Source organism: Halomonas sp. McH1-25 (assembly GCF_022348165.1).
Lineage (GTDB): Bacteria > Pseudomonadota > Gammaproteobacteria > Pseudomonadales > Halomonadaceae > Modicisalibacter.
On the sequence record NZ_JAKRFI010000009.1, the window covers coordinates 58,692 to 80,621 of the forward strand.

The window sequence follows — 21,930 nt, forward strand, 5'->3', positions numbered from 1 at the left end:
TTCCCAAAGCCGTAACGCATCCCGAGAGACGGCGCTCGAATGAGCTGGATGCCACTTCCGAATTTACGGCACGCTGCCGTACCACCCATCCGGGGAAACACTTCCCCGGCTGGGGATGGTGTTTCTCCTGGATCCGATCCACTGGAGCAACGCCATGAATCCCTTCAAAGGCTCACGCGCCTTCCTGTTCGCTGTACTCATACCGATCATGCTGCCGCAAGTCCTGCCTGAGCCACTGTTGTGGATCTGGTTGACCCTGGTAGTTCTCTGGGCGCTCAAGCGCCTGGGGATCATCAAGATCGGTTTTGATCCCAATCTCCAATCTGACGACGATCCGGCGTCCTCGCCTGGTTCGTCTGAACGTGAGGGCTCTGCGCATCAAGGGAAGATCGTTGCCCTGGGCAGCGCTCCCTATCAGTTCGATGAGGCGAACAGTCTCAGCTACTACATCACGCTGCGGTCAGGGCGTGGTAACGACAAGACGTTGTGGGGTGTCGATCTGAGGCGCGTCGCGCGCGAGACATCCCTGGCGGTTGATGACACGGTTGCGCTCGAGTTCCTCGGACGCCAGGCCGTCGTCGTCCAGAAGCCGATCCGCGATGACCAAGGAAGGATCGTTGATCATCAGAAGATCAATACGCATCGCTACTCCTGGTCGGCCAAGGTCCTGTCGGCATAAACCAAGCAGTATTCACCCCATGGGGAAGTTTCCTTCCCCATGGGGGCGAGGTGCTTCCCTTTTTTATTCAATCAAGGAGAAGCACCATGAATCGCACTATCAACCCTAGCCCCATCCGCATTGATATCACCACCAAGGCGCAGTGCCGAGGGCTTTGCCCCGAGCGCCGCGACGTCATGGTGCAAATGGAGCAGGCCCTCATGAACGAGGTTGCCATGCTCACGGAGACGGCGGCCGCGAACGACGTCATGGCCAGCCTGCACTGGCTGGAGCGTCTTGACGCCTTCATAGACCAGGTGCGTGTCGCGTTGGCGAAAGCACCGGACGGCTGCCGGTCGTTCGACTTCGACATAACGGCACTGCCTAGCACCGGCGACTTCCGTCAGCCACTGCGCCTCGAGATTCATGCGGAGATCGAGACCTTCCTTAACAAGCACGCACTTGTGCTCTCGCTGGCCGGTCATCAACGCCTGGTTGCCTGAGCTACTCCACGTTAAGCCATGAAGCCCGTTCCTCCGGGCTTCTTTCAATCCCCGCCGGGACTCGCTCCCGGTAGGGGCGGCCCGGTCATTTTCAAAGGAATACGAAAATGTCGGTACTGATGATTCAAGAAGCCTGCGGTAACTACGCCCCGGCCCCTCCCGAGACGATTGCTGCTGAAGCTCGCCGGCTTCGCGAAAGCCGCTGGCTGCCTCAGCAAGTCTCTTTTTCGACCATAGACGCGGTTCGCGACTACCTGGACATACAGCTGGCAGAGAGCGCGCGCGAGGTGTTCTGCGTCCTCTTTCTGGACTCCCAGCATCGCCTGATCGCATGCGAGGAGCTGTTCCAGGGCACCCTCGACGCTGCGGCGGTCTATCCCCGCGAAGTCGTGAAGGCCGCTCTGAAGCACAACGCAGGTGCGGTCATTCTGGCGCACAACCATCCAAGTGGTGTGACGGAGCCCAGTGCGGCTGACCGCCATATCACCAAAAAGCTGGTTGAAGCGTTGGGACTGGTTGATTGCCGCGTGCTGGATCACTTCATCGTTGGCCATGGGCGAGCGTATTCGTTCGCCGAACATCGCCTGCTCTGAATTTTTTAACGCTACAAACCCGGCGTGCCGGGTTCTTCACTCCCGACCGGGATTCGCTCCCGGTTGGGGGCGGCCCGGTCCTCAATTTGAGGATGCAACCATGGGTGACATCTACCAAGCCATCACCGACAGGATCTTGGACAGTCTCGAGCAGGGGGTGCTTCCCGGTGTCGGGCGTCCCTGGGACTCCTCCAGTCGGACGCCGCTCATACCGCGCAACGCCGTCTCCGGTCGCCAGTACAACGGCATCAACGTGCCATTGCTCTGGGACATGGCGGAAAAGCGCGGTTTTTCTCAGGACCGCTGGCTCACCTTTCGCCAGGCGAAAGAGGCCGGGTGCACGGTACGCAAGGGCGAACGCAGTACCCTGGCGTGTTTCTACAAACCCATGAAACGGGAAATCGTCGACGATGCCGGCGAACCCGTGCTGGATGAAGAGGGCAACCCGAAGGAGAAGCACTTTGCCATTCTGCGGGGCTTTAACCTCTTCAACATTGATCAGTGTGATGGGCTCCCTGACGAGATCACGAACCCACCGCCGACGGCAGTCGAGGGATTCGACAGCGTGGATGCGCTGGACGACTTCATCGGCGGCTGTGGCATCAAGGTGGTGCATTCGCTGGATCGTGAGATTGCCGGTTACTACCCCAAACAGGATCGCGTACTGCTGCCGGCAAAGGAGCGGTTTCACGATGCTGAGGGGTATTACAGCGTCGCACTGCATGAACTTACGCACGCTACAGGGCACGAATCACGCCTGGCACGCCCAGGGATCACCGACCCCGACGCGACTTACGGCTCGCCGAAGTACGCGCTCGAGGAGCTGGTCGCTCAGCTGGGGAGTGCGTTTCTGTGTGGTCATTTCGGGATCCGAAACGAGGCTTTCGATGCCGCCTACATCGCCAGCTGGATTCAGGCGTTGCGGGATGACAAGAGAGCCATATTTCGGGCAACCGGCGCGGCACGCCTGGCAGCGGAGTTCCTGAAGCAGGCTTACCAGGAAAACCGTGCGCCGGCGTCGACTGACGAACCACAGCGGGAACGTATCGAGGCAGCGTCTCAACCGCGTCCCAAGGCGGATGACCAGGACATCGAGTTGTTCGGCCATCAGTGACCGCTGGGCGATAGCGTCAAGCTGGACCCTACGGTCGGCCGAGGCACGTTCCGGGCTCAGGTTTCGCGCCTGAAGCAGCTCGGTTATCGGTTCGATGCTGCGTCGCAGACCTGGAACTACTCGGCTGTTGCAGCCGCCTGAGCTTTCTACCAAGGAGACAGTGCATGACGTCCACACTCGACATACCCAATGGCCACCTCGCCTATCGTGAGCTGGGCCTGACGTTGCCCGTTGGCGTCCTGTGCAGTGCGGCAGGCTTCTATCTGGGTACGTCCGATGAAACAGGGTTTCCCGTCTCGCGCGAGTCGGCGGAGTACTTCACTACACACGACCAGGCTGAGCAGGCACTGGCCAGCGGTAGCTGGACCCAGCGTCTGCGTGCCTGACTGACTGAAAGATCCTTCCCCCAACGGGCGATTCCAGCCCGTCGGGGTGGGATCGCCCATCAGCAACCTGATGGAGACGAACATGCCAGCGACTAAATCCATGGACCCGGCCTTTGCAGCCCTCACGGAAGCACAGCTGCGAATGATCGAGGACCAGCTATCCAATAACGAATCCTCAACCGATGAGGAGCTTTTCGAGTTCTTTATCGAAGAAGGCATTCCGGTGACACCGGCACGACAGGCAATCGAAGCCTATCGTGACCAGTACCTCACCGAGATTTACGAGGAGGGGCAAACTCCGATCCGCCAGGGCAATAACGCACGCCGTTATGCACCCGAGGAACGTCGGTTCAGACCCGTCTAACGACACTCATATCCACCCCTGGGGGCGATGTTTGCCCCCCCCTGGGGGGGCTGCTCGCCCCATTCTCATTACCACGGAGGCGAGCATGACGACTCAACCCCGGCTCCGGCGCCTCAAGGAGGCCCCGGAGCTATTTCTGGACAGCTACATCGCTGACGGCGACAGCGCAGTGTTCCTTTCTCTTTGGGGGAGGGATACCGCCATTCATGAACTGATGGCCAAGCTAACGCTGCCGATCGGCGAAGGCGGCTTCGACAGCCTGACTCTGATGGGAGAGCAGCCAGTCCGGCTGCACCTGAATCGCGACCGGTTGGGGAGACGCACCACGCGGACCTATCGGCAAACGCGGTTCGGTAGTCTGCTGAACCTTTGGCTGTTCGATCAGCGCTGTCATGAGCCCGATCGGGCTAACCGACAGTGCTACGCCATCTTCAACGAACGAGATCCCCGACAGGACAAGAGCGCCATGCTCTGGTCACGGCTGCGTGACCTGGCGGCGTATCCACTCCTGGATCACTGGCGGCCTACGGTCGTGCAGCTGCTCCTCAAGCACGGGGCCATCCGTATGCTCGATCGCACGTCCGAGCGTCTGTCCGGCGTCTGGATCGATCTCTCGCTGGCTTCAGTCCAGGAGGCGATCGGTCACCGCATTCGTTCCGGTGAACTCACCATCCAATAATCCAGGAGGCCACCATGGCTCTGATGTTTCCACGCCTGGCACGCAACTTTGCCAAGAATGGCTACTACCCGACCGACGAGGCCACGCTCGAGCGTGTGCTGAATGCGCTGAGCACGTCACACGACCAGCGTGTACGGATCCTTGATCTCTATGCCGATGGGCGGTCCTTGCTTCTGTCAGGGCTGGCTCCTTGCGACCTGCCACATCAAGTTGGGTGAGGTATCGTTCAAAACTGTTTTGAATCTGCTCAAGGCGACGATCCACCTTAGTGGCTGTGAAGTTACGGCCACGTTATTGACGGCCTTGAACTTGCTTCCATTGATGGTCACGATGTCTGGGGAAAAAGCTCCAGACGGCGGCAAAGCACGATAAATTCTCGACAGACCTGGCGTATGGCTATGCCATTATCCTTGCAGAAATTGGCGATCGTCTTGAAATGCGGGGTCAGTCGCTCAGTCAGCCACATTAGCTCGACATTGCGCTGCGTCTCGCGCTCCAGGCGACGACTCGACTGGATGCGATTGGGGCAGCCATAGATGTAAGCTTCAAAGCACAGCGGGATAGTAGGCGGGCCGACCTGTCGTGTGCGGGTCGATACCTTTGAAACCAAGATTTTTGAGGTTTAGTTGTGTAAACCCATCAGGTTGTTCACGCAAAGCCCCAGCCGACTGATCGGAGGTTGATAGTTCAAACTGGCATGTGGCCGATGCCAATTGTACTGATGGAGCCAGGCAGGCAGATGCCTGCCACACTCCTCCGAACTCGCGTGCGACCATGCGTAGGCCCACTCACGGAGTACGGTCTGGATGAACCGCTCCGCCTTGCCATTGGTGCGTGGACCGTAAGGCCTGGTCCGACGATGTCTCAGCTGCAGTCACCGACATAGGCGCTGGAAGCGGCGGGAGTGATAGCAGGCACCGTTGCCGGTCAGCACTCGGACAAAGCGGATGCCCAGGCTGGCGTAGTAGCGGACTGTCCGAAGCAGGGCCAGGCAAGCGCTCCAGCTCGTCTCGTCAGGGTGGACGCTGCTGAAGGCCACTCGCGAGTGGTCATTGATGGCTACATGGACCTATTCCCACCCTGCGCCAAGCGTGTTCTGCTGACGATTGCCGGTCACTCAATGTCCCGGACGCTCGAAGCGCCCAGCTTCTTGATGTCCAGATGCAAGAGGTCGCCGGGCACGTCGTGCTCATAGCGATTGTCTGGCTGTGTCGGTGACAGGACGGCCAGCCGGTTCAACCCTCGGCGCTTGAGCATGCGCGCCACCGTACTCTGGCCGATTCCCAGCGGCTGGACAATCTGACGATAGGTCTGGCGCTGCTGACGACGCGCGATGATCTGCTCTACGGTGATCGTGTCTGTTGCGAAAGGGCTTCGAGCAGGGCGTGACGTATGGTACTGAAGACCAGCGTAGCCCACCTCACGGTAACGGCGCACCCACTTGTAAACCGTTCTTTCACTGACACCCTGGGCCTGTGCCACCTCCCTTGGCCGAAGCCCTTCATTGATGACACGGGCATCCAGCAGGGCTCGACCATGGGGGGTGAGACGGGCATTCTTATGGGTATTCATCCGGGGTTCCTAGAGAGGTTGGTTGGTTCGCATCTCCAATTTTCCGGGTAGGCTCCGGATGAGCAATCTTGTATCTCGCCAGCTGTTCAGTCAGAACAGCTGGTCCCGACTGATCATCGGGTGACGGGTCGGTAAGCCGTGAGCAACCTCAGGCTATTAGCCTGCTCCGTAGATAGTGCCCCGACCCGTCAACACTCGCTCAGGAAAGTTAGAACGGTATCTGGAGCCCGATGTTGCGGAAGCTCGCATGGACAAGGTCAAGCTGAGCGACGTGAGGATCGTCGATTCAAGGTTAGAGGAGTTCAATCATGGCCAGTGTCGTCGGAATTGATATTGCCAAAAAAACGTTCGACGTAGCCACGCGCCTATGTAATGGCAAGTATCGCACTCGCCTCAAGCTCGCCAATGATGAAAGTGGTTTTGCGGCACTGCTAGCGTAGTTGCGCCGCTATACGAAATTGCTGCATATCGTTTATGGCGTGCTGAAAGCCGGCATGCCGTTTGAACCAATATTAGCTGTTGTGCGCTGATACGTAAGACGGTATCTACCAAGAACCACAGCTAGGTGGCGTCATGGCCATGTGCAAGACTCGATCTCAGATCCTCAGCAAAGCGTTGGGCCTGGCCGTCCTGCAGCTTGGATATCGTGACCCGGATTGCCTGCGCCGAAGCTTGCACTTCGAAAGCGCTGCCGAGCCTAACCAGCCAGCCTTTCTTGGCGAGTGCATGGGCCACCTCCTTCGCGTCCTTGGGCAACGGCACCCAGACATTAACCCCCTCCGTGGCAGGCGGCACTTCGATTCCCTGGGCCTGCAAGGCTGTGCGCAGCTCATTGCGGCGGCATGCATACTCGCTGCACGCATAGTCGAGTCGCTTGCGAACATCTACTGAGGCCAGACAGTTACCGACGAGCGCCTGGAGAATGTGGCTGACCCACATCATACCCGGTGCCAGGCGGGTTCGCAGCCTGTCCGCAGTTGCTGGATCGCAGGCGACGAAGGCAAGGCGTAGGTCCGGCCCCAGGCCTTTTGAGATAGAGCGTATCAGCGCCCAGCGGGCCGTTGTGGCTGGGATGATGGAGTGATATGGCGTCTCGGCCAGCAGGGCAAAGTGATCATCGACGATAATCAGTACATTCGGATGCGCCGCGAAAATCCGCTTCAATGCGTCCGCGCGATGCTTGGACAAACTGCATCCCGTCGGATTGTGAGCGCGCGGCGTGACCAGAACTGCCCGCACGCCTTTATCCAAGGCCGCCTCCAATGCCTCCGGCCGCATTCCCTCCTCGTCGATTACGACACCGACTGTTTGCATGCCGGCCAAGCGCAGCGCGTTGATAGTGCCCAGAAAGCAAGGATCTTCCACAGCAACTTGATCGCCTGGCAGCAGTTGCGCAGCCGCTAGGCGCTCAATGGCGTCTACGGCACCATGTGTCAGCTCCAACTCGTGATCGGACGGGCAATCCAGCCTGAACCAATCGCGTCCCAACTGGCGCAGTTCGGGAAGGATCGTGTCCTCACCATACAGAAACGGCCTAGGCAGCCCCTCGGCGAGCAACGCCTGCGGCTCGGGCAGCCACTGTGGATTAGGGTTGCCGTGGGCAAGATCGATCAATGCTGTTTCGGGACTCAATCCCTCCTGCTCGCCTGCCTGGGGCGGCGCACAGATGGTCGTGCCCAGGCGCCTCTGAGTAACAGCGATGCCCACTTTCGACAGATGCTTGTAAGCTGCCGCAACCGTATTGCGATTCACCTCAAGCGTTTCCGCTAACTCACGCACGGGCGGAAGTAAATCGCCGGGCAGCAGGTTGCCGCTTTGCACCAGAGCACGAATGCAGTCGTATATCTCCTGAGTGGTCTTGCCGTTAATTCTCATCTTGCCCCATGTCAATGTATATTCTTTCTTAGTCAATATTAACTTGGACCTAGGTAAGAAAAAACGCCACCGTTTTACTTTCATTGCAACGAGTACAACCGCCAATATTTTGGTTCATCGCACTTTGCCGGGAAACGCGGCACGGATCTTCAAAAAGAAATACGCCGTGTCGCTGTAGCCGTATGACTCTCTCCCCGAATCCTGGACAGGCATATCGAGAGATTCCGGCACACTGTGAAAGTCTCCTAGGAAACTGTGCCGTGAAGAAATCCCGTTTCACCGAGGAGCAGATTGCTTTCGCCCTCAAGCAGGCCGAGCTGGGTACCCGGGTCGGAGAGGTGTGCCGCAAGATGGGCATCAGCGAGCTACGTTCTACGCCTGGCGCAAGAAGTACGGCGGTCTCGGGCCATCGGAGCTACGCCGCCTGAAGCAGTTGGAGGACGAGAATCGCAAGCTCAAGCAGCTGGTTGCTGATCTCTCGCTGGACAAGACGATGTTTCAGGATCCTATCAAAAAAGCTCTGAGCGCGTCGCGCAAGCGGCAACTGGCCAAGAGCCTGATCGAACAGTTCGGTGCCAGTACACGGCAGGCCTGTGGCGTCCTCGCCCTGGCGCGCTCGGTGTTTTACTACCGCAGTCAGGTCCAGGATCAGCGACCGCTGATGCAGCGGATCCGCGAGATCACCGCCACCCGTGTACGTTACGGCTATCGACGGGTACATGAACTGCTCAAGCGCGAGGGCTGGGAGATCAACCACAAGCGTGTGTACCGGCTGTACCGCCAAGCTGGCCTTAGCCTGCGCCTCAAGCGGCCCAGGCGCCACCGGATGTCCGCCACTCGGCGCGAACGCGTTCTAGCCACGGGGCTGGATCAGGTCTGGAGCATGGACTTCGTCAGCGATGCAGTGTTCAACGGTAAGCGTCTGCGGGCCCTGACGTTGGTCGACGAGTTCAGTCGAGAATGTCTCGATCGTTGCTGCGGATGTGGTCGAGGTCATGACTCGCTTGAACGAGACAGGTCGACAGCCTGCGCAGTCCGGGTCGACAACGGTCCGGAATTCATCTCACGCGTACTGGATTGTTGGGCCTACAAACAAGGCGTCACGCTGGACTTCAGTCGCCCGGGCAAGCCGACGGACAAGGCCTTCGTCGAGTCCTCCAACGGCAAGTTTCGAGCCGAATGCCTGAACACTCATTGGTTTCTATCTCTGGATGCCCGGCAGAAAATCGAAACTTGGCGGCAGGGCTACAATCAAGTCAGACCCCCATTCTTCTTAGGTTGGCTAGCGCCTGAGGAGTTCGCTGCAAGTCTCTGTTGAACGGAGACTTGCAGCGAAATATCGCCGGAATTTCTACTGATAGCCGGTCCTGATATGGGGTGAAGGTCAGCCGACGGGGCCGATGGCGTGCCAGCCGTGCCCGATAGCTCGCCAGGCTGGCATCGTAGCCTGCGGCAACACTGTGAGTTCACGCAACACAGTGCCTGATGGGTCAGGTGTTGCACTCGGTCATTGAAAACGCCAACCTTTCCTTCAGTCAAAAGGGATTCTGCCGATATACAGGCTTGGATGTGCAAACGAAGGCTGTATCCCATGTTACTTTTTTTTGGCTATATCATAGTTACTCTATCGGTATTTGGTGGCTACGTAATGATCGGTGGGCACCTCGGTACGCTCTATCAACCGGCTGAGATCGTAATGATTGGTGGCGCAGGAGTAGGCGCTTTCATAGCATCCAATAGCGGTAAGGCTATCAAAGCAACTCTTTACTCATTTTCCAAGCTCAAGCGGACGAAGAAGTATAACAAGGCCATGTACATGGAACTTATGGCCCTTCAGTACAAGCTTCTCTCAAAGGCTCGACGCAATGGAATGATGGCCATCGAACGAGACATTGAAGATCCTGATAATAGCGAGGTCTTTGCCGATTACCCCAAAATAGTCAGAGACCCAATGATCATGGCGTTTCTTACTGACTACTTGCGACTCATGGTTAGCGGAAACATGGACCCGTTCGAAATTGACGCTCTCATGGAACATGAGATCGAGACCTTTCAGCAAGAAGGAGAAGTTCCGGCAAATGCTTTGCAAACGGTAGGAGACGGCTTGCCTGCCTTCGGTATCGTAGCCGCTGTCATGGGCGTCGTTCATGCGCTAGGCTCGGCTGACCAAGGGGCTGAAGAGATGGGTATGCTTATTGGCAATGCACTAATCGGGACCTTCCTGGGAATTTTGCTAGCCTATGGTTTTGTTAATCCGGTTGCAACAAAGATTCACCATCAGGTGACCGAGGCTGTTAAAATGCTGCACTGCATCCGTGTCACTTTAATGGCGAGCCTCAATGGCTATGCCCCACAGTTGGCAGTCGAGTTCGGTCGCAAGGCGCTCTTTACCGCAGAGCGCCCAACATTTAGCGAGCTCGAAGAGCATGTACGTGCTTCTAGGAGCACTTCAGAGACATCCTGAGCCTTTGCACCTCTTTCAGGCATATTGATAGAGAGTTGTAAAGGTAAATCGTCTAGCATCGCTTGAGGCCGCCTTGGCACAAGCGAGTTTCTGCATCCGGGGGCTTCAAGTGATGCTTGGGATGCTGTCACCATTACTGCTAGCGCGCAAGCCGGCGGCCTGGGGGAGCTCAGGCTCATGCGGGGACGCTTTTGCCGTCTGATTTGAGTCTTACACCGTGGCAACGCAGAATCGGCGACTCAATTATCAGGCTGGAGAACAGGGAGTATAGTGACAGCTGTCTGCGTACGTTGCTGGTATGTGGCGCTCGATCGGTTTATCTCTGTAGCTGCGACAAAACGCCCCTTTTTGTGTCGCACCGATTACGCGACAATTCGCCGCTCTCTCGATTGGCAACCTCTTCATACCTTCTGTAGTGAAGCAGGCTCGTCCAAGGCGTGTTCACGTATCGGGACGCGTCGTTCGAGTGGACTCTCGCGCGGGTGTCGCCAGGAAGGCGGAACAGCATCCGATCTCTGATTAGTCACCTTATTAGCCTGATAATATTTAGCCAAGGTGTATTAGATGGCCACTTCCATGCCTGAACGAAGCCGTAGGATGAGGATAAAAAACCTCATTTTTTTCAAAACGTTGCCATTGCTGATCCTGCCGCTGCTATTGAGTGGCTGCAGCATGGCGTTGATGGATCCCAAAGGGGAAGTCGGCAGTGAGATCAAGTCGCTGATCATCACTGCCTTCTGGCTGATGATGATTGTGGTCGTCCCGGTCATCGTGATGACGTTCCTGTTCGCCTGGCGCTATCGCAACACCAATTACAAGGCCAAGTACACACCGAACTGGGCCCACTCCAACGTGATTGAGTCGATCGTCTGGTTCATCCCTCTCGTGATCATCGCGTTTCTGGCGGTCATTACCTGGCAGACTTCGCATTCGCTCAGCCCAAGCAAGCCTATCGAGACCGAGGAAGGCGTCGAAACGGTGGAAATCGACGTCGTCGCGCTCGACTGGAAATGGCTATTCATCTATCCCGACCTGGGCATCGCCAGCGTCAATGAAGTCGCGTTTCCGGTCGACACGCCGGTGCACTTCAACATCACCTCCGGCACGGTGATGAACTCGTTCATGATTCCGCGCCTGGGCAGTCAGCTGTATGCCATGGCCGGCATGGACAACGACCTGAACCTGATCGCCGAGGAAGAGGGTGTCTATCCCGGTCGCTCCACCAACTATAGTGGTGCCGGCTTCTCGGAGATGCTCTTCGAAGCGCAAGTCACTTCACCGGAAGAGTTCGAAGCCTGGGTCGAGAAGGTGCGACAGGCCCCTGAGTCGCTCTCTTTCGAGCAAGGCTATGAGGAACTCGCTGCGCCGACCATTGGCCATCCGGTCGAGTACTACTCGAACGTATCGCCTGAACTTTATGAAAACATCGTTCAGAGCTTTAAGAGCGGCAAGGTTATCCAGCCGGGTCAAAATGATAGAAATGGTGAGGAGCACGCTGCAGCGGAAGCCCCCCCCGCGGAAGGGCAAGCTAAACCAACGAACGCAGCGGTAGCGGAGTAAAATTATTATGTTCGGAAAATTGAATTGGGAATCGATCCCCTATCACGAGCCGATCATCATGTCGGTCGTCGCCGTTATGGCGGTGATTATCGCCGGGCTCGTGGGCTGGATTACGTATAGCAAGAGCTGGGGGTACTTGTGGAAGGAGTGGATCACTTCCGTCGATCACAAGAAGCTCGGTATCATGTATTTCCTCGTCGCCCTGGTCATGCTGATCCGTGGCTTTGCCGATGCGATCATGATGCGTTCCCAGCAAGCCATCGCAGTCGGCGGGGCGGAGGGCTATTTGCCGCCCGAGCACTATGACCAGATCTTTACCGCGCATGGCGTGATCATGATCTTCTTCGTGGCCATGCCCATGGTCATTGGCCTGATGAACCTGGTCGTGCCGCTACAGATCGGGGCGCGTGACGTGGCCTATCCGTTCCTGAACAACCTGAGCTTCTGGCTGTTCGCCGCCGGTGTCATCCTGGTCAATGTGTCCCTGTTCGTCGGTGAGTTCGCCAAGACTGGCTGGCTGGCCTATGCGCCGCTCTCGGGGATAGATTACAGTCCCGGGGTCGGGGTCGATTACTGGATATGGGCACTACAGATATCGGGGATAGGGACGACACTGACCGGTATCAACTTCTTCGTGACGATCCTCAAGATGCGCACCAAGGGTATGACCCTGTTCCGCATGCCGATCTTCACCTGGACGTCGTTCTGCGCCAACATCCTGATCATTGCCTCTTTCCCGATCCTGACGGCGACCATCGCGATGCTGACGCTGGACCGCTACCTGGGAATGAATTTCTTCACTAACGATCTTGGCGGCAACCAGATGATGTACGTCAACCTCATCTGGGCCTGGGGTCACCCCGAGGTGTATATCCTGATCCTGCCGGCGTTCGGTGTGTTCTCCGAAGTCATCTCGACGTTCAGCAAGAAGCGCCTGTTCGGCTACCACACCATGGTGTGGGCAACGATGGCGATCTCGTTTTTGGCCTTCGTCGTCTGGCTGCACCACTTCTTCACCATGGGAGCGGGCGCCAACGTCAATGCCTTCTTTGGCATCATGACAATGATCATCGCCATACCCACCGGGGTGAAGATATTCAACTGGCTGTTCACCATGTACCGCGGACGCCTGGAGTTCACTTCGCCGGTGCTGTGGACGCTGGGCTTCATCATCACCTTCACCCTGGGTGGCATGACCGGAGTGATGCTAGCGGTGCCGGCGGCCAACTTCGTGCTGCACAACAGCCTGTTCGTCATTGCGCACTTCCATAATGTAATTATCGGTGGGGTGGTGTTCGGCATGCTGGCCGGCCTGACCTTCTGGTTCCCCAAGGCGTTCGGCTTCAAGCTGGACGAGACGTGGGGCAAGCGCTCTTTCTGGTGCTGGATTATCGGTTTCTTCGTCACATTCACGCCACTCTACATCCTGAGTTTCTATGGGGCTGTGCGTCGTATGCAGTCGTATGCCAACCCCGAGTGGCAGCCATTGATGATTGTGTCGCTGATTGGCGCACTCATCATCCTGATGGGTATTGCCTGCACCGTGATTCAGTTTGTGGTCAGTTATCGTAACCGTGAGCAACTGCGTGACGTGACTGGCGATCCGTGGGACGGCCGTACGCTGGAGTGGTCGACCTCGTCACCGGCGCCGTTCTATAACTTCGCGCACCTACCGAATGTGAAGGCCATTGATGCCTTCTGGGAAATGAAGCAGGCCGGCGAGTTTGAGACCTCCAGGCCGCCATACCAGGATATTCATATGCCCAAGAATACGGCGGCCGGGCCGATCATCAGCCTATTCGCGACAATTCTCGGCTTCGCCCTGGTCTGGCACATCTGGTGGCTGGCCATCGTCAGCGCCCTGGGGGTCTTCGTCAGCTTCCTGGCGCGTATCTTCAACGATGACGTGGATTACTACGTACCTGCTGCGGAAGTCGAGCTTATCGAGCGAGCGCACCATGAGCGTCTCGCCGAAGCCAGCAAGCACGACGCACATGGCAATGGGCGGATCGGAACTATGGGGGGGCAGTCGTAATGGCTACCGATACTCTTGGCAACCAGATTGTTCAGCCGAGCGAGCACGGGCATGACCAAGGCCACGACGTACAGGCGCATCAACACGACCATCACGATGCTGGCGGCATGAAGGTGTTCGGCTTCTGGGTCTACCTGATGAGCGACCTGATCATCTTCGGGACGCTGTTCGCCACCTATGCCGTGCTAATCAAGGGCACGGCAGGCGGACCGACACCGAGTGAGATTTTTAACCTTCCGTTCATCCTCGTCGGTACCATGCTGCTTCTGTTCAGTAGTTTCACCTACGGCATGGCCGTGCTGGCCATGAACGACAACAGGCTCGGCCAGCTCAAGGCCTGGTTGTGGGTCACCTTCGTACTGGGGGCTGGCTTCGTGGGGATGGAAGTCTACGAATTCCGGGAATTGATCCACGAAGGGTTTGGTCCGGAGCGTAGCGGTTTCCTGTCGGCCTTCTTCACGCTGGTGGGTACCCATGGCCTGCACGTGACCTTCGGCCTGATCTGGATGCTGGTGATGCTGGTCCAGCTTCAGACCAAGGGCCTGAACGCTATCACGCGTCCGCGCATCATGTGTCTGAGCCTGTTCTGGCACTTCCTGGATATCGTCTGGATCTGCGTATTCACCTTCGTCTACCTGATGGGAGCCATGGCATGAGCGGTTCACACGTTAGTCACGATGATGCCAGTCATGGCAGCGTCAAGTCCTATGTGATCGGCCTGATCCTGTCCATCGTCCTGACCGTCGTCGCGTTCGGCATGGTCATGACCGGGGCATTCAGTACGCTGACCACGGTGATCGTCATTGTTGGCGCTGCAGTGCTGCAGCTTCTTGTTCAACTGATCATGTTCCTGCACATGAACACCAAGGCCGATGAAGGCTGGAATCTGATGTCGTTCGTTTTCACCGTGAAGATTCTGGTGCTGGTTATCGGCGGTTCGCTGTGGATCATGCAGAATCTGCATCTCAACATGATGCTCGACTAAGCTGGCAATGCGATGATCAAGCGCTATCTGAACCTGACCAAGCCGGGAATCATCTTCGGTAATCTGATTTCCGTGACGGGCGGCTATTTTCTGGCCGCCCGGGGGGAGTTCGATCTCCCCCTGTTTCTCGCTACGCTGGCTGGGGTCGCGTTGGTAATCGCTTCCGGCTGCGTGTTCAACAACGTCATCGATCGCGATATCGACGTCAAGATGGAGCGTACCCGCAACCGGGCCTTGGCCCGGGGGCTGGTATCACCGCGTGTCGCGTTGGCTTTCGCCACGGCATTGGGGTTAGCCGGGGTCGCGCTTCTCTACTGGGGCGCGAATCCGCTGTCTGCCCTGTTCGCCGGGCTGGGCTTCTTCGTCTATGTCGTGCTTTACAGCCTCTACCTGAAGCGCAACTCGGTCTACGGTACGCTGGTCGGTAGCCTGTCCGGTGCTACACCGCCGGTCATTGGCTATTGTGCCGCCAGTGGCCAGTTCGACATGGGAGGGGCCATTCTGCTGCTGATCTTCAGCCTTTGGCAGATGCCGCATTCCTATGCGATCGCCATCTTCCGCTTCAACGACTACCGTGCCGCATCGATTCCGGTGCTGCCGGTGAAGAAGGGAATCGCCGCAGCGAAACGTTCCATCGTGCTGTACATCGTGGCGTTCATGGCGGCTGCGCTGGCGTTGTCAGTGCTGGGGTATGCCGGCTATGGTTACTTTGCCGTGGCAGCGACGATGAGCCTGTACTGGCTGTATCTTGCTTCGCTGGGCTACCGCAAGAACGATGACTGCGCTTGGGCGAAGAAACAGTTCGCCTTCTCGATCGTGATGATCACGGCGCTAAGCGTGATGATGGCGGTGGATTTTAGGGTGGAACCGGCGGCCATGCTCGCCGACGCCCAACCCCAGGGCTTCCTGCGCACTAGCTTGTCCCTGTAGCCCTGTGTAGCCTTGGCTGCCCTGAGTGAAAGGCATTCACGCCCTGGCCAAATGGCCAGGGCGTTTTTTCGTGATTCGGTTAGAGGGTGGGTGGCCTCAAGTTCCAAGTGCAACACTATTGAAGGGTGGCTTGTCCAGCGATTGATTTCTTGAGAACGTCCGCGTAAACCTCCAGCGGCGTCCGTCAAACCAATGCCTTGAGTGGCCGTGTGTTCAGCGAATCAGCGATCGCATTGAGTTCATCTTGGCTGTATACCGAGAGATCGGTGCCCTTTTGGCAGATACTTGGCCGGATGGCTAATTTCGACAGTCTGCTTTTTCACGATGATGGGCTCATGACCGATTACGAGGATGCCAGCTCAGCTGCATTGTCATGGTACGAACAAAAGTGGAATTTGCCGGCCAATATCGCCCAAATACACCAAGATGAAGAGCTAATGGCTGAATGGACCCGGCGCAAGACGCAGTTATTAATTGATTTTACTTATAAATTACGCGATACCGCCGATTATTATCGTCAGTATGACATTAAATGCTTTCTCATCGCCCGCAATATATACGCACCGGTAGTGCTCAACCCTGAGAGCCAAGTGTGGTTTGCGCAGAACATAGAGGCGTTTGGCCAAGCGTACGATTACGCTGCCGTCATGGTCATGCCCTATATGGAAGGAGCTGAGAATGCTGAGGCGTGGCTAAGGCGGCTTGCAGCAGAAGCGCTAAAAGTGATGCCGGCAAAGCGCTTGGTCTTCGAGCTTCAAGCCGTGGACTGGCGGAGCCAATCCCCTGTGCCCAGCGAGACGCTTGCCCAGTGGATGGAATTGATCCGCGACGCTGGAAACATGAATTACGGATACTATCCTAATGACTTTATCAATGGGCACCCAAAAACAGGGGTACTACGACGAGAATTCTCTCTCGAGACAGAATTGAAAACAGCACTATAAAAAGCTAGCTTTTCTTTGTAATTAGTGTTGACCAAAGAAACATACAGCCAAGTAAGTTTTTACTCCCTTGGTTTCTGCTACGGTTTCCTAAAAAGCCCGCTGCTTGATGGTTGCCGCTGGGGTTAGTTCATCACCCAAGCCCTCTGCACGGTGACGTAGATTTTTAGAACCTTCTGCCGATAATAGTTAACGCTAGGATCCTGGTAGACCCGTCCAAAGCACAGCGTGTTGTAAAATAGCACGGCGATCTTGCGTGCTATGGCTGTCACGGCTTTGGCATTGCCAATGCGACTGGATAGTCGGCGGTAGAAGGCACTCAGTGCAGTCGCGGTGCGGCTCAGGGTGACCGCCGCCAAGCGTAGCAGTGCCGCCGCTCGGCTCTTGGGAGGACAGCACCTTGCCGCCCGAGATCTTGTTACAAGGCGACAGCGCCAACCAGGAGGTGAAGTGTTTGGCGGTTGGCCAACGAGTCATGTCGAGGCCGCACTCGTCGATCAGCTTCAAGGGCAGATAGGAACCGATCCCGCTCAGTTGGGTCAGGTCCGTACCGACTACACGATACAACACACCACGTATGTCAAAGGCCTGGACGTTGGGATTCGATTCCCGGTGCCTTGGAACTGGCAAAGGCGCTTCCAGCACGGTGCGGGCTGCCGCCAGTCGCACCAGGCTGGCTTCGATATGCTGGTCGCAATGTGATAGAGCGTCTATTTGGCTGGATGAAGGAAAAGCGGCGACTCTGTACTCGCTACGACAAGCTGGCGAAAAGTTACCGCGCCATGGTTGACCTTCTCCCCAGAAACCGGTCCATCGGCAATGTGAGATTTCCGCTACGTTTACTCTGATAGCAGGAGATCTCGCGATGAAGCGTAATCGCCATACCGAAGAGCAGATCATCAGTATTCTCAAGGCCAACGAGCGCGGCGTCTCAATCGCCGAGCTGGCCCGCCAAAACGGCGTGACCGAGCAGACCCTTTACCGCTGGAAGGCCAAGTACAGCGGCATGGAGGTTTCGGAGGCCAAGCGCCTCCGCGAGTTGGAAGCCGAGAACGCCCGGCTCAAGAAGCTGTTGGCGGAAAGCGCCCTCGACAATGCCGCGCTCAAGGAGATCATCTCGGGAAAGTGGTGACGCCCGAAGCGAAGCGGCGGGCGGTACAGCATCTGGTGACGGGCGGCTGGCTCAGCCAGCGAGGCGCCTGCCGACTGCTGGGCCTGGCAAGATCAGTGGCTCGGTATCAGGCCATACCGCGTGACGATGCGTCGCTTCGGGCACGCCTGCAAGCCTTGGCGACGAGCTATCCCCGCTATGGCTACTTACTGCTGCATGCACTGTTGCGTCAGGAGGGTCTGGTGATCAATCGCAAGCGTACCTACCGGCTGTACTGCGAGCATGGCCTCCAGGTCCGGACCCGACGGCGCAAGCGACTGATCCGGCCGAGGACACCGATGCCACTGCCGGACCGCCCCAACCAGCGCTGGTCAATGGACTTCGTGTCGGATCAGTTGGCCTCGGGGCGTCGGTTTCGCGTGCTGAACATCGTGGACGACTTCAACCGAGAGTGTGTCGGGCAACTGGCAGATACGTCCATTTCCGGGCGTCGCTTGGCCCGATTCCTGGACGAGATTGCTCAGCAACGCTCTCTACCCGCCTCGATTGTTTGCGATAACGGGCCGGAGCTGACCAGCAAGGCAATGTTCTTCTGGGCGCGCGAGCGGAAGGTGACGCTGGCCTTCATCCAGCCGGGCAAGCCGACGCAGAATGCGTTCATTGAGAGCTTCAACGGCAAGTTCCGGGACGGCTGCCTCAACCAACACTGGTTCCTGAGCCTGGCGGATGCACGGCACGAAATCACGCAATGGAGGACCCACTACAACCATGTCAGACCGCACAGCTCACTGGGTTATTTACCACCGGTAGCGTATGCCGAGCAGTGCGCATGAAGCTGGAATTTCTCACATTGTGAGCGGACCTAAACCGGGGGAAGGTCATGGTCACGCTGGCCTGCATCGAGCGCTGTTTGTGAATCTATTTTTCAGACAGAATGTAGAGCAGGTTCCATCATGGCCCCAGTAAATGGAAGTTATATATACGTAATCATGCCTATTCCAGCGTGGCTGATAATGCCGTAACCTGTCGTAATAATATTACTTCTAGTGAATTTCAGAGACCAAGGAAGGCGTAGTATAAAACGTAGCCATTTAGCCCAATGATTATAGAGCAGATGATTCCTCCAAGGCCGGTTACCGCTTTACTATTTGTAAGGTTCCCCATGATTTTATGATTTGCTGTAAAAAAAAGCAGCGGCAGCAGAGCAAATGGGATGCCGAAGCTGAGTACGACCTGACTAGCAACCAGTGCTTTTTGCTCGGATACGCCTAGCATGATAATCACCAACGCTGGCAGCATGGTAACTAGACGGCGTAGCCACACTGGGATGGTGAAGTTTACGAATCCTTGCATGATTACCTGGCCAGACAATGTACCTACAATCGACGAAGAGAGTCCGGCAAGCAGCAGTGCTATGCCGAATATATGACTGGCTGCTTGTTCCCCGAGCATGGGGGAAAGCAATTCATAACTATCGCTAATTGTCGCAATATCAGTGCGGCCCTGTGCGTGGAATACCGCTGCAGCTAGTGCCAATATACTCAAATTGACTAACCCAGCTATCGCCATGCCGACAATCACATCCCATCGGTAGAATCTCATTAAGCGCAAACGCTGCCGATCATCAATGACCTGTATCCGCCGCTGCGATAAGGCTGAATGCAGATAGATTACATGGGGCATAACTGTGGCCCCTAGCATGCCAGCTGCCAAGTAAAGCGCATATTCTTCGGGGAACCCTGGAATAAGTAATCCTTTGAGCAAGGGAGCTGGAGCCGGGCGGCTTATTATTATCTCTAGCAAGAATCCTGCCGCTATCGCTATGATTATGGCGCCAATAATTATCTCCAATAGCCTGAAACCGAAGCGCTGAAGAAGCAACGCAATGTAGGTAATCACCCCGGTCAATAAGGCGCCTTCCATCAGACTCAAGCCAAACAAGAGATTGAAAGCTAAGGCAGCACCCAAGAATTCAGCCAAATCGGTGGCAATGGCGATGATTTCAGCTTGCACCCAGTAAACCCACACCGCTGGACGCGGAAACCGCTCACGAATGACTTCGGGTAGATTTTTTCCGGTTGCAAGGCCGAGACGCACAGAAAAACTCTGAATGAGCATGGCCATCAGATTGGCCGTTAGTACGACCCAAAGCAGAGCGTAGCCATACCGCGAGCCAGCCTCAATATTGGTAGCGAAGTTGCCAGGGTCGATATAGGCAACGGCTGCAATCAGCGCAGGGCCGATAAATGGTACCCACCCCCAGCGGCGCCGCTTTCCATTGAGGATGTGAGTCGCCTTGCTACGTATGGACTGATCAGAGATTGAATTCAACATCTTAGAGCATCTTTAGTTAACCATGGTTATAGAAATAACCTAAGGCTATCTAAAAATTGGCAGGTTGCCCACGAGTATTTTTCGTTAATTTCTGAGGCGGCCAAGCCTACGACGAGACCGCAAGCCCAATCAGGGGGCAAGCCTTACCAATCCAGTGATAGCAAAGATGATGCCGAGTTAGGTTCTTTTACGAAAAGCTACGCAACGTAGATAATGGTCTATACAAGCCAAGCCATACCATGGCGCGAAAACTCCTGTCGAGCTTGTCATATCGAGTGGCGATGCGCCGTAGCTCCTTGATTCAGCTGAAGCCTCGTGCAATCACGCTCCGTTCTCGTTGCTTGGATTTGTCAAAGCCCCGGTCTTGAACTGCACCCCGTAAGTTGGACACCGATCCTGCTTTCGAGGTGTTTTCATGACCCTCACCCCATATCAAAACCGGCTCTCAGTAGAAATTCCGATGTTTCGCTGGAAGTCTCCGTTCGACAGAGACTTGCAGCGAACTCCTCAGGCGTTAGCCAATCTAAGGAAGAATGGGGTCTGACTTGATTGTAGTCCTGCCGCCAAGTTTCGATTTTCTGCCGGGCATCGTCCAGAGATAGAAACCAATGAGTGTTCAGGCATTCAGCTCGAAACTTGCCGTTAGAGGACTCGACGAGGGCATTGTCCGTCGTCCTGCTCGGTCCGCCCGGTGTCGGCAAGACCCATCTCGCCGTCGCCCTGGCCGTGGCCGTGAAGGCGGCCGAAGCGGGCCATCAAGTGCTGTTCATGACCCTGGATCGACTAGTCAGCACCCTGGTGCGCTCACGCCAGGAGGATCGCCTGGATCGACAACTCCAGCAGTTGACCTACCCCAAGGTTCTGGTCCTCGACGAGATGGGCTATCTGCCGATGACCCGCGAAGAGGCCAGCCTGTTCTTTCGCTTGATCAACCGCCGATACGAGCGGGCCAGCACTATCCTCGCCTCGAACAAGTCGTTCATGGACTGGGGCGAGATCTTGGGTGATCAGGTCATCGCCACGGCGATCTTGGATCGGCTGCTGCATCACTCGACCACGTTGAACATCAAAGGCGAGAGCTACCGGCTGAAAGACAAGCGACGAGCCGGCTTGGTGAACACACCCACCACAAAGGAGGATGAGACCTCACACGAACCTGACCCTGTACCAAGTTCAGACTGATGAAAACCTGACAACCTTCAGTGACGTTGACATCGCCACTGCGCCCGTAAACTGCGCCCGTAATCGGTCATGCATCCGTTCGAACCTGCCCTGTTGACTCCAGCGGCGGAACGTTCGGTAGACGTTCTGCCAGGGTGGAAAGCCCCTGGGCAGCATGCGCCACGAGCACCCGCTACGAACCACATAACAGCAGGCGTCGACCAGCAGTCGCCGAGGATAACGGGGTGGCGTGCCGCGTTGGCCTTCCTCCTCGAAGAGGTCAGCAACAAGACGCCACTCCGCGTCGGTCGATGAGCTGAGATAGCACTGTTCGGGGCGTTGACGGCGATTGGCTTGTTGATAGCCATAACGACGTTCTGGCTCATCCTGGCGGGCAGGGAGTGTTGCCGCGCGCTCACGCCGAATGCCCATCTCTTCCAGGCGCCTGCGTATGGTCATGTGATGCACGGAGAGGCCTGTCCGTCGGCAAAAGTATCCGTGAGCTCACTGAGTGTTGCCAGTTGTTATTCTTCAACAAGCTGACGAAGCAGGCTTTTTTTCAGCTTCACCGAGCTTTCTTGGTCGTCCACCTTGCGACAATGGATCTCTCCCTGAGTGGTAGAAACCCCATCGTCTCAGCTACTTATTTTTTTGTAAACATCCTC

At 56.6% G+C, this 21,930-nt stretch carries 21 protein-coding genes and 6 pseudogenes; 21 read left to right on the forward strand and 6 right to left on the reverse strand.

Annotated elements, in window-relative coordinates:
* The first annotated feature begins 154 nt into the window (after window positions 1–154).
* The 9 genes and pseudogenes from MHM84_RS18715 to MHM84_RS18755 form a co-directional block, all read left to right on the forward strand.
* Window positions 155–679 carry a hypothetical protein gene (locus tag MHM84_RS18715; RefSeq protein WP_239268115.1) on the forward strand — a complete coding sequence of 175 codons (525 nt, stop codon included), beginning with the start codon at window positions 155–157 and terminating at the stop codon, window positions 677–679.
* Window positions 680–765: 86 nt separating this feature from the next.
* A complete protein-coding gene (locus tag MHM84_RS18720; protein ID WP_239268117.1) occupies window positions 766–1,161 on the forward strand; it encodes a hypothetical protein in 396 nt (131 codons plus the stop codon).
* A 107-nt stretch (window positions 1,162–1,268) separates the two neighbouring features.
* Window positions 1,269–1,754: a DNA repair protein RadC gene (gene radC / locus MHM84_RS18725; RefSeq protein ID WP_239268119.1), complete on the forward strand. Its 486-nt coding sequence runs from the start codon at window positions 1,269–1,271 to the stop codon at window positions 1,752–1,754.
* Between the two features lie 100 nt (window positions 1,755–1,854).
* Window positions 1,855–2,868 carry a zincin-like metallopeptidase domain-containing protein gene (locus tag MHM84_RS18730; RefSeq protein WP_239268121.1) on the forward strand — a complete coding sequence of 338 codons (1,014 nt, stop codon included), beginning with the start codon at window positions 1,855–1,857 and terminating at the stop codon, window positions 2,866–2,868.
* Between the two features lie 3 nt (window positions 2,869–2,871).
* The gene (locus tag MHM84_RS18735; protein WP_275445866.1) at window positions 2,872–3,009 is read left to right on the forward strand and encodes a DUF3275 family protein; all 138 of its coding nucleotides are present in this window, start codon (window positions 2,872–2,874) and stop codon (window positions 3,007–3,009) included.
* Between the two features lie 23 nt (window positions 3,010–3,032).
* Window positions 3,033–3,254 (forward strand): hypothetical protein, encoded by a 222-nt coding sequence (locus MHM84_RS18740; RefSeq protein ID WP_239268123.1) that lies wholly within the window; start codon window positions 3,033–3,035, stop codon window positions 3,252–3,254.
* 82 nt (window positions 3,255–3,336) lie between these two features.
* Window positions 3,337–3,618: a hypothetical protein gene (locus MHM84_RS18745; protein WP_239268125.1), complete on the forward strand. Its 282-nt coding sequence runs from the start codon at window positions 3,337–3,339 to the stop codon at window positions 3,616–3,618.
* An 85-nt stretch (window positions 3,619–3,703) separates the two neighbouring features.
* Window positions 3,704–4,297, forward strand: a complete 594-nt coding sequence (locus tag MHM84_RS18750) for a hypothetical protein (protein ID WP_239268127.1) — start codon at window positions 3,704–3,706, stop codon at window positions 4,295–4,297.
* A 14-nt stretch (window positions 4,298–4,311) separates the two neighbouring features.
* A pseudogene (locus tag MHM84_RS18755) lies at window positions 4,312–4,443 on the forward strand (class I SAM-dependent methyltransferase); the annotation flags it as partial.
* A 28-nt stretch (window positions 4,444–4,471) separates the two neighbouring features.
* Here MHM84_RS18755 and MHM84_RS18760 read toward each other — a convergent pair.
* Together MHM84_RS18760 and MHM84_RS18765 are read right to left on the reverse strand one after the other, a co-directional pair.
* A pseudogene (locus MHM84_RS18760) lies at window positions 4,472–4,926 on the reverse strand (transposase); the annotation flags it as partial.
* Window positions 4,920–5,869: pseudogene (locus tag MHM84_RS18765) on the reverse strand (IS481 family transposase). The pseudogenes MHM84_RS18765 and MHM84_RS18760, both read right to left, overlap by 7 nt.
* A 308-nt stretch (window positions 5,870–6,177) precedes the next feature.
* Between MHM84_RS18765 and MHM84_RS18770 the strand changes: the two are divergent.
* Window positions 6,178–6,309, forward strand: coding sequence for an IS110 family transposase (locus MHM84_RS18770; RefSeq protein WP_239268129.1), 132 nt, complete (start codon window positions 6,178–6,180; stop codon window positions 6,307–6,309).
* 121 nt (window positions 6,310–6,430) lie between these two features.
* Here MHM84_RS18770 and ptsJ read toward each other — a convergent pair whose 3' ends face one another.
* Window positions 6,431–7,759 (reverse strand): transcriptional regulator PtsJ, encoded by a 1,329-nt coding sequence (ptsJ, locus tag MHM84_RS18775; protein ID WP_239268131.1) that lies wholly within the window; start codon window positions 7,757–7,759, stop codon window positions 6,431–6,433.
* A 245-nt stretch (window positions 7,760–8,004) separates the two neighbouring features.
* Between ptsJ and MHM84_RS18780 the strand changes: the two genes are divergently transcribed.
* From MHM84_RS18780 to MHM84_RS18815, 8 genes are all read left to right on the forward strand, one after another.
* A protein-coding gene (locus MHM84_RS18780; protein WP_239268133.1) for an IS3 family transposase occupies window positions 8,005–9,062 on the forward strand; the annotation gives its coding sequence in 2 pieces (ribosomal slippage) (window positions 8,005–8,110 and window positions 8,110–9,062; 1,059 coding nt in all).
* 273 nt (window positions 9,063–9,335) lie between these two features.
* Window positions 9,336–10,208 carry a flagellar motor stator protein MotA gene (gene motA, locus MHM84_RS18785; RefSeq protein WP_239268135.1) on the forward strand — a complete coding sequence of 291 codons (873 nt, stop codon included), beginning with the start codon at window positions 9,336–9,338 and terminating at the stop codon, window positions 10,206–10,208.
* Between the two features lie 597 nt (window positions 10,209–10,805).
* A complete protein-coding gene (gene cyoA, locus MHM84_RS18790; RefSeq protein WP_239268137.1) occupies window positions 10,806–11,768 on the forward strand; it encodes a ubiquinol oxidase subunit II in 963 nt (320 codons plus the stop codon).
* A 7-nt stretch (window positions 11,769–11,775) separates the two neighbouring features.
* Window positions 11,776–13,803: a cytochrome o ubiquinol oxidase subunit I gene (cyoB, locus tag MHM84_RS18795; RefSeq protein WP_239268139.1), complete on the forward strand. Its 2,028-nt coding sequence runs from the start codon at window positions 11,776–11,778 to the stop codon at window positions 13,801–13,803.
* Entirely contained in the window at window positions 13,803–14,459 is a 657-nt protein-coding gene (gene cyoC / locus MHM84_RS18800; protein WP_239268141.1) for a cytochrome o ubiquinol oxidase subunit III, read from the forward strand. Before cyoB ends, cyoC begins: the two co-directional genes overlap by 1 nt.
* Window positions 14,456–14,788, forward strand: coding sequence for a cytochrome o ubiquinol oxidase subunit IV (cyoD, locus tag MHM84_RS18805; RefSeq protein WP_239268143.1), 333 nt, complete (start codon window positions 14,456–14,458; stop codon window positions 14,786–14,788). The genes cyoC and cyoD overlap by 4 nt, the downstream gene beginning before the upstream one ends.
* A gap of 12 nt (window positions 14,789–14,800) precedes the next feature.
* On the forward strand, window positions 14,801–15,718 hold the full coding sequence (gene cyoE, locus MHM84_RS18810; RefSeq protein ID WP_239268145.1) for a heme o synthase: 918 nt from the start codon (window positions 14,801–14,803) through the stop codon (window positions 15,716–15,718).
* A gap of 266 nt (window positions 15,719–15,984) precedes the next feature.
* A complete protein-coding gene (locus tag MHM84_RS18815) occupies window positions 15,985–16,662 on the forward strand; it encodes a poly-beta-1,6-N-acetyl-D-glucosamine N-deacetylase PgaB (RefSeq protein ID WP_343218308.1) in 678 nt (225 codons plus the stop codon).
* A gap of 192 nt (window positions 16,663–16,854) precedes the next feature.
* Here MHM84_RS18815 and MHM84_RS21520 read toward each other — a convergent pair whose 3' ends face one another.
* Window positions 16,855–17,328: an IS110 family transposase gene (locus tag MHM84_RS21520; RefSeq protein ID WP_253562278.1), complete on the reverse strand. Its 474-nt coding sequence runs from the start codon at window positions 17,326–17,328 to the stop codon at window positions 16,855–16,857.
* A gap of 11 nt (window positions 17,329–17,339) precedes the next feature.
* Here MHM84_RS21520 and MHM84_RS18820 point away from each other — a divergent pair.
* Window positions 17,340–17,507: pseudogene (locus MHM84_RS18820) on the forward strand (transposase); the annotation flags it as partial.
* A gap of 17 nt (window positions 17,508–17,524) precedes the next feature.
* A protein-coding gene (locus MHM84_RS18825; protein WP_239268149.1) for an IS3 family transposase occupies window positions 17,525–18,603 on the forward strand; the annotation gives its coding sequence in 2 pieces (ribosomal slippage) (window positions 17,525–17,780 and window positions 17,780–18,603; 1,080 coding nt in all).
* A 220-nt stretch (window positions 18,604–18,823) separates the two neighbouring features.
* Here the strand turns inward: MHM84_RS18825 and MHM84_RS18830 are convergent.
* Together MHM84_RS18830 and MHM84_RS18835 are read right to left on the reverse strand one after the other, a co-directional pair.
* Complete coding sequence (locus MHM84_RS18830; RefSeq protein ID WP_239268151.1) at window positions 18,824–20,104, reverse strand: Nramp family divalent metal transporter; 1,281 nt, start codon at window positions 20,102–20,104, stop codon at window positions 18,824–18,826.
* Between the two features lie 422 nt (window positions 20,105–20,526).
* Window positions 20,527–20,775, reverse strand: a pseudogene (locus MHM84_RS18835) (transposase); the annotation flags it as partial.
* Here MHM84_RS18835 and MHM84_RS18840 point away from each other — a divergent pair.
* Window positions 20,762–21,286: pseudogene (locus MHM84_RS18840) on the forward strand (ATP-binding protein); the annotation flags it as partial. The pseudogenes MHM84_RS18835 and MHM84_RS18840 sit on opposite strands and share 14 nt — an antisense overlap.
* Window positions 21,287–21,930: the final 644 nt, after the last annotated feature.

What these genes read in the sequence shown, in the direction of transcription:
- MHM84_RS18715 (WP_239268115.1), top strand. Translation starts at nt 155, where the DNA reads ATGAATCCCTTCAAAGGCTCACGCGCCTTCCTGTTCGCTGTACTCATA.
- MHM84_RS18720 (WP_239268117.1), top strand. Translation starts at nt 766, where the DNA reads ATGAATCGCACTATCAACCCTAGCCCCATCCGCATTGATATCACCACC.
- radC (WP_239268119.1), top strand. Translation starts at nt 1,269, where the DNA reads ATGTCGGTACTGATGATTCAAGAAGCCTGCGGTAACTACGCCCCGGCC.
- MHM84_RS18730 (WP_239268121.1), top strand. Translation starts at nt 1,855, where the DNA reads ATGGGTGACATCTACCAAGCCATCACCGACAGGATCTTGGACAGTCTC.
- MHM84_RS18740 (WP_239268123.1), top strand. Translation starts at nt 3,033, where the DNA reads ATGACGTCCACACTCGACATACCCAATGGCCACCTCGCCTATCGTGAG.
- MHM84_RS18745 (WP_239268125.1), top strand. Translation starts at nt 3,337, where the DNA reads ATGCCAGCGACTAAATCCATGGACCCGGCCTTTGCAGCCCTCACGGAA.
- MHM84_RS18750 (WP_239268127.1), top strand. Translation starts at nt 3,704, where the DNA reads ATGACGACTCAACCCCGGCTCCGGCGCCTCAAGGAGGCCCCGGAGCTA.
- MHM84_RS18770 (WP_239268129.1), top strand. Translation starts at nt 6,178, where the DNA reads ATGGCCAGTGTCGTCGGAATTGATATTGCCAAAAAAACGTTCGACGTA.
- motA (WP_239268135.1), top strand. Translation starts at nt 9,336, where the DNA reads ATGTTACTTTTTTTTGGCTATATCATAGTTACTCTATCGGTATTTGGT.
- cyoA (WP_239268137.1), top strand. Translation starts at nt 10,806, where the DNA reads ATGAGGATAAAAAACCTCATTTTTTTCAAAACGTTGCCATTGCTGATC.
- cyoB (WP_239268139.1), top strand. Translation starts at nt 11,776, where the DNA reads ATGTTCGGAAAATTGAATTGGGAATCGATCCCCTATCACGAGCCGATC.
- cyoC (WP_239268141.1), top strand. Translation starts at nt 13,803, where the DNA reads ATGGCTACCGATACTCTTGGCAACCAGATTGTTCAGCCGAGCGAGCAC.
- cyoD (WP_239268143.1), top strand. Translation starts at nt 14,456, where the DNA reads ATGAGCGGTTCACACGTTAGTCACGATGATGCCAGTCATGGCAGCGTC.
- cyoE (WP_239268145.1), top strand. Translation starts at nt 14,801, where the DNA reads ATGATCAAGCGCTATCTGAACCTGACCAAGCCGGGAATCATCTTCGGT.
- MHM84_RS18830 (WP_239268151.1), bottom strand. Translation starts at nt 20,104, where the DNA reads ATGTTGAATTCAATCTCTGATCAGTCCATACGTAGCAAGGCGACTCAC.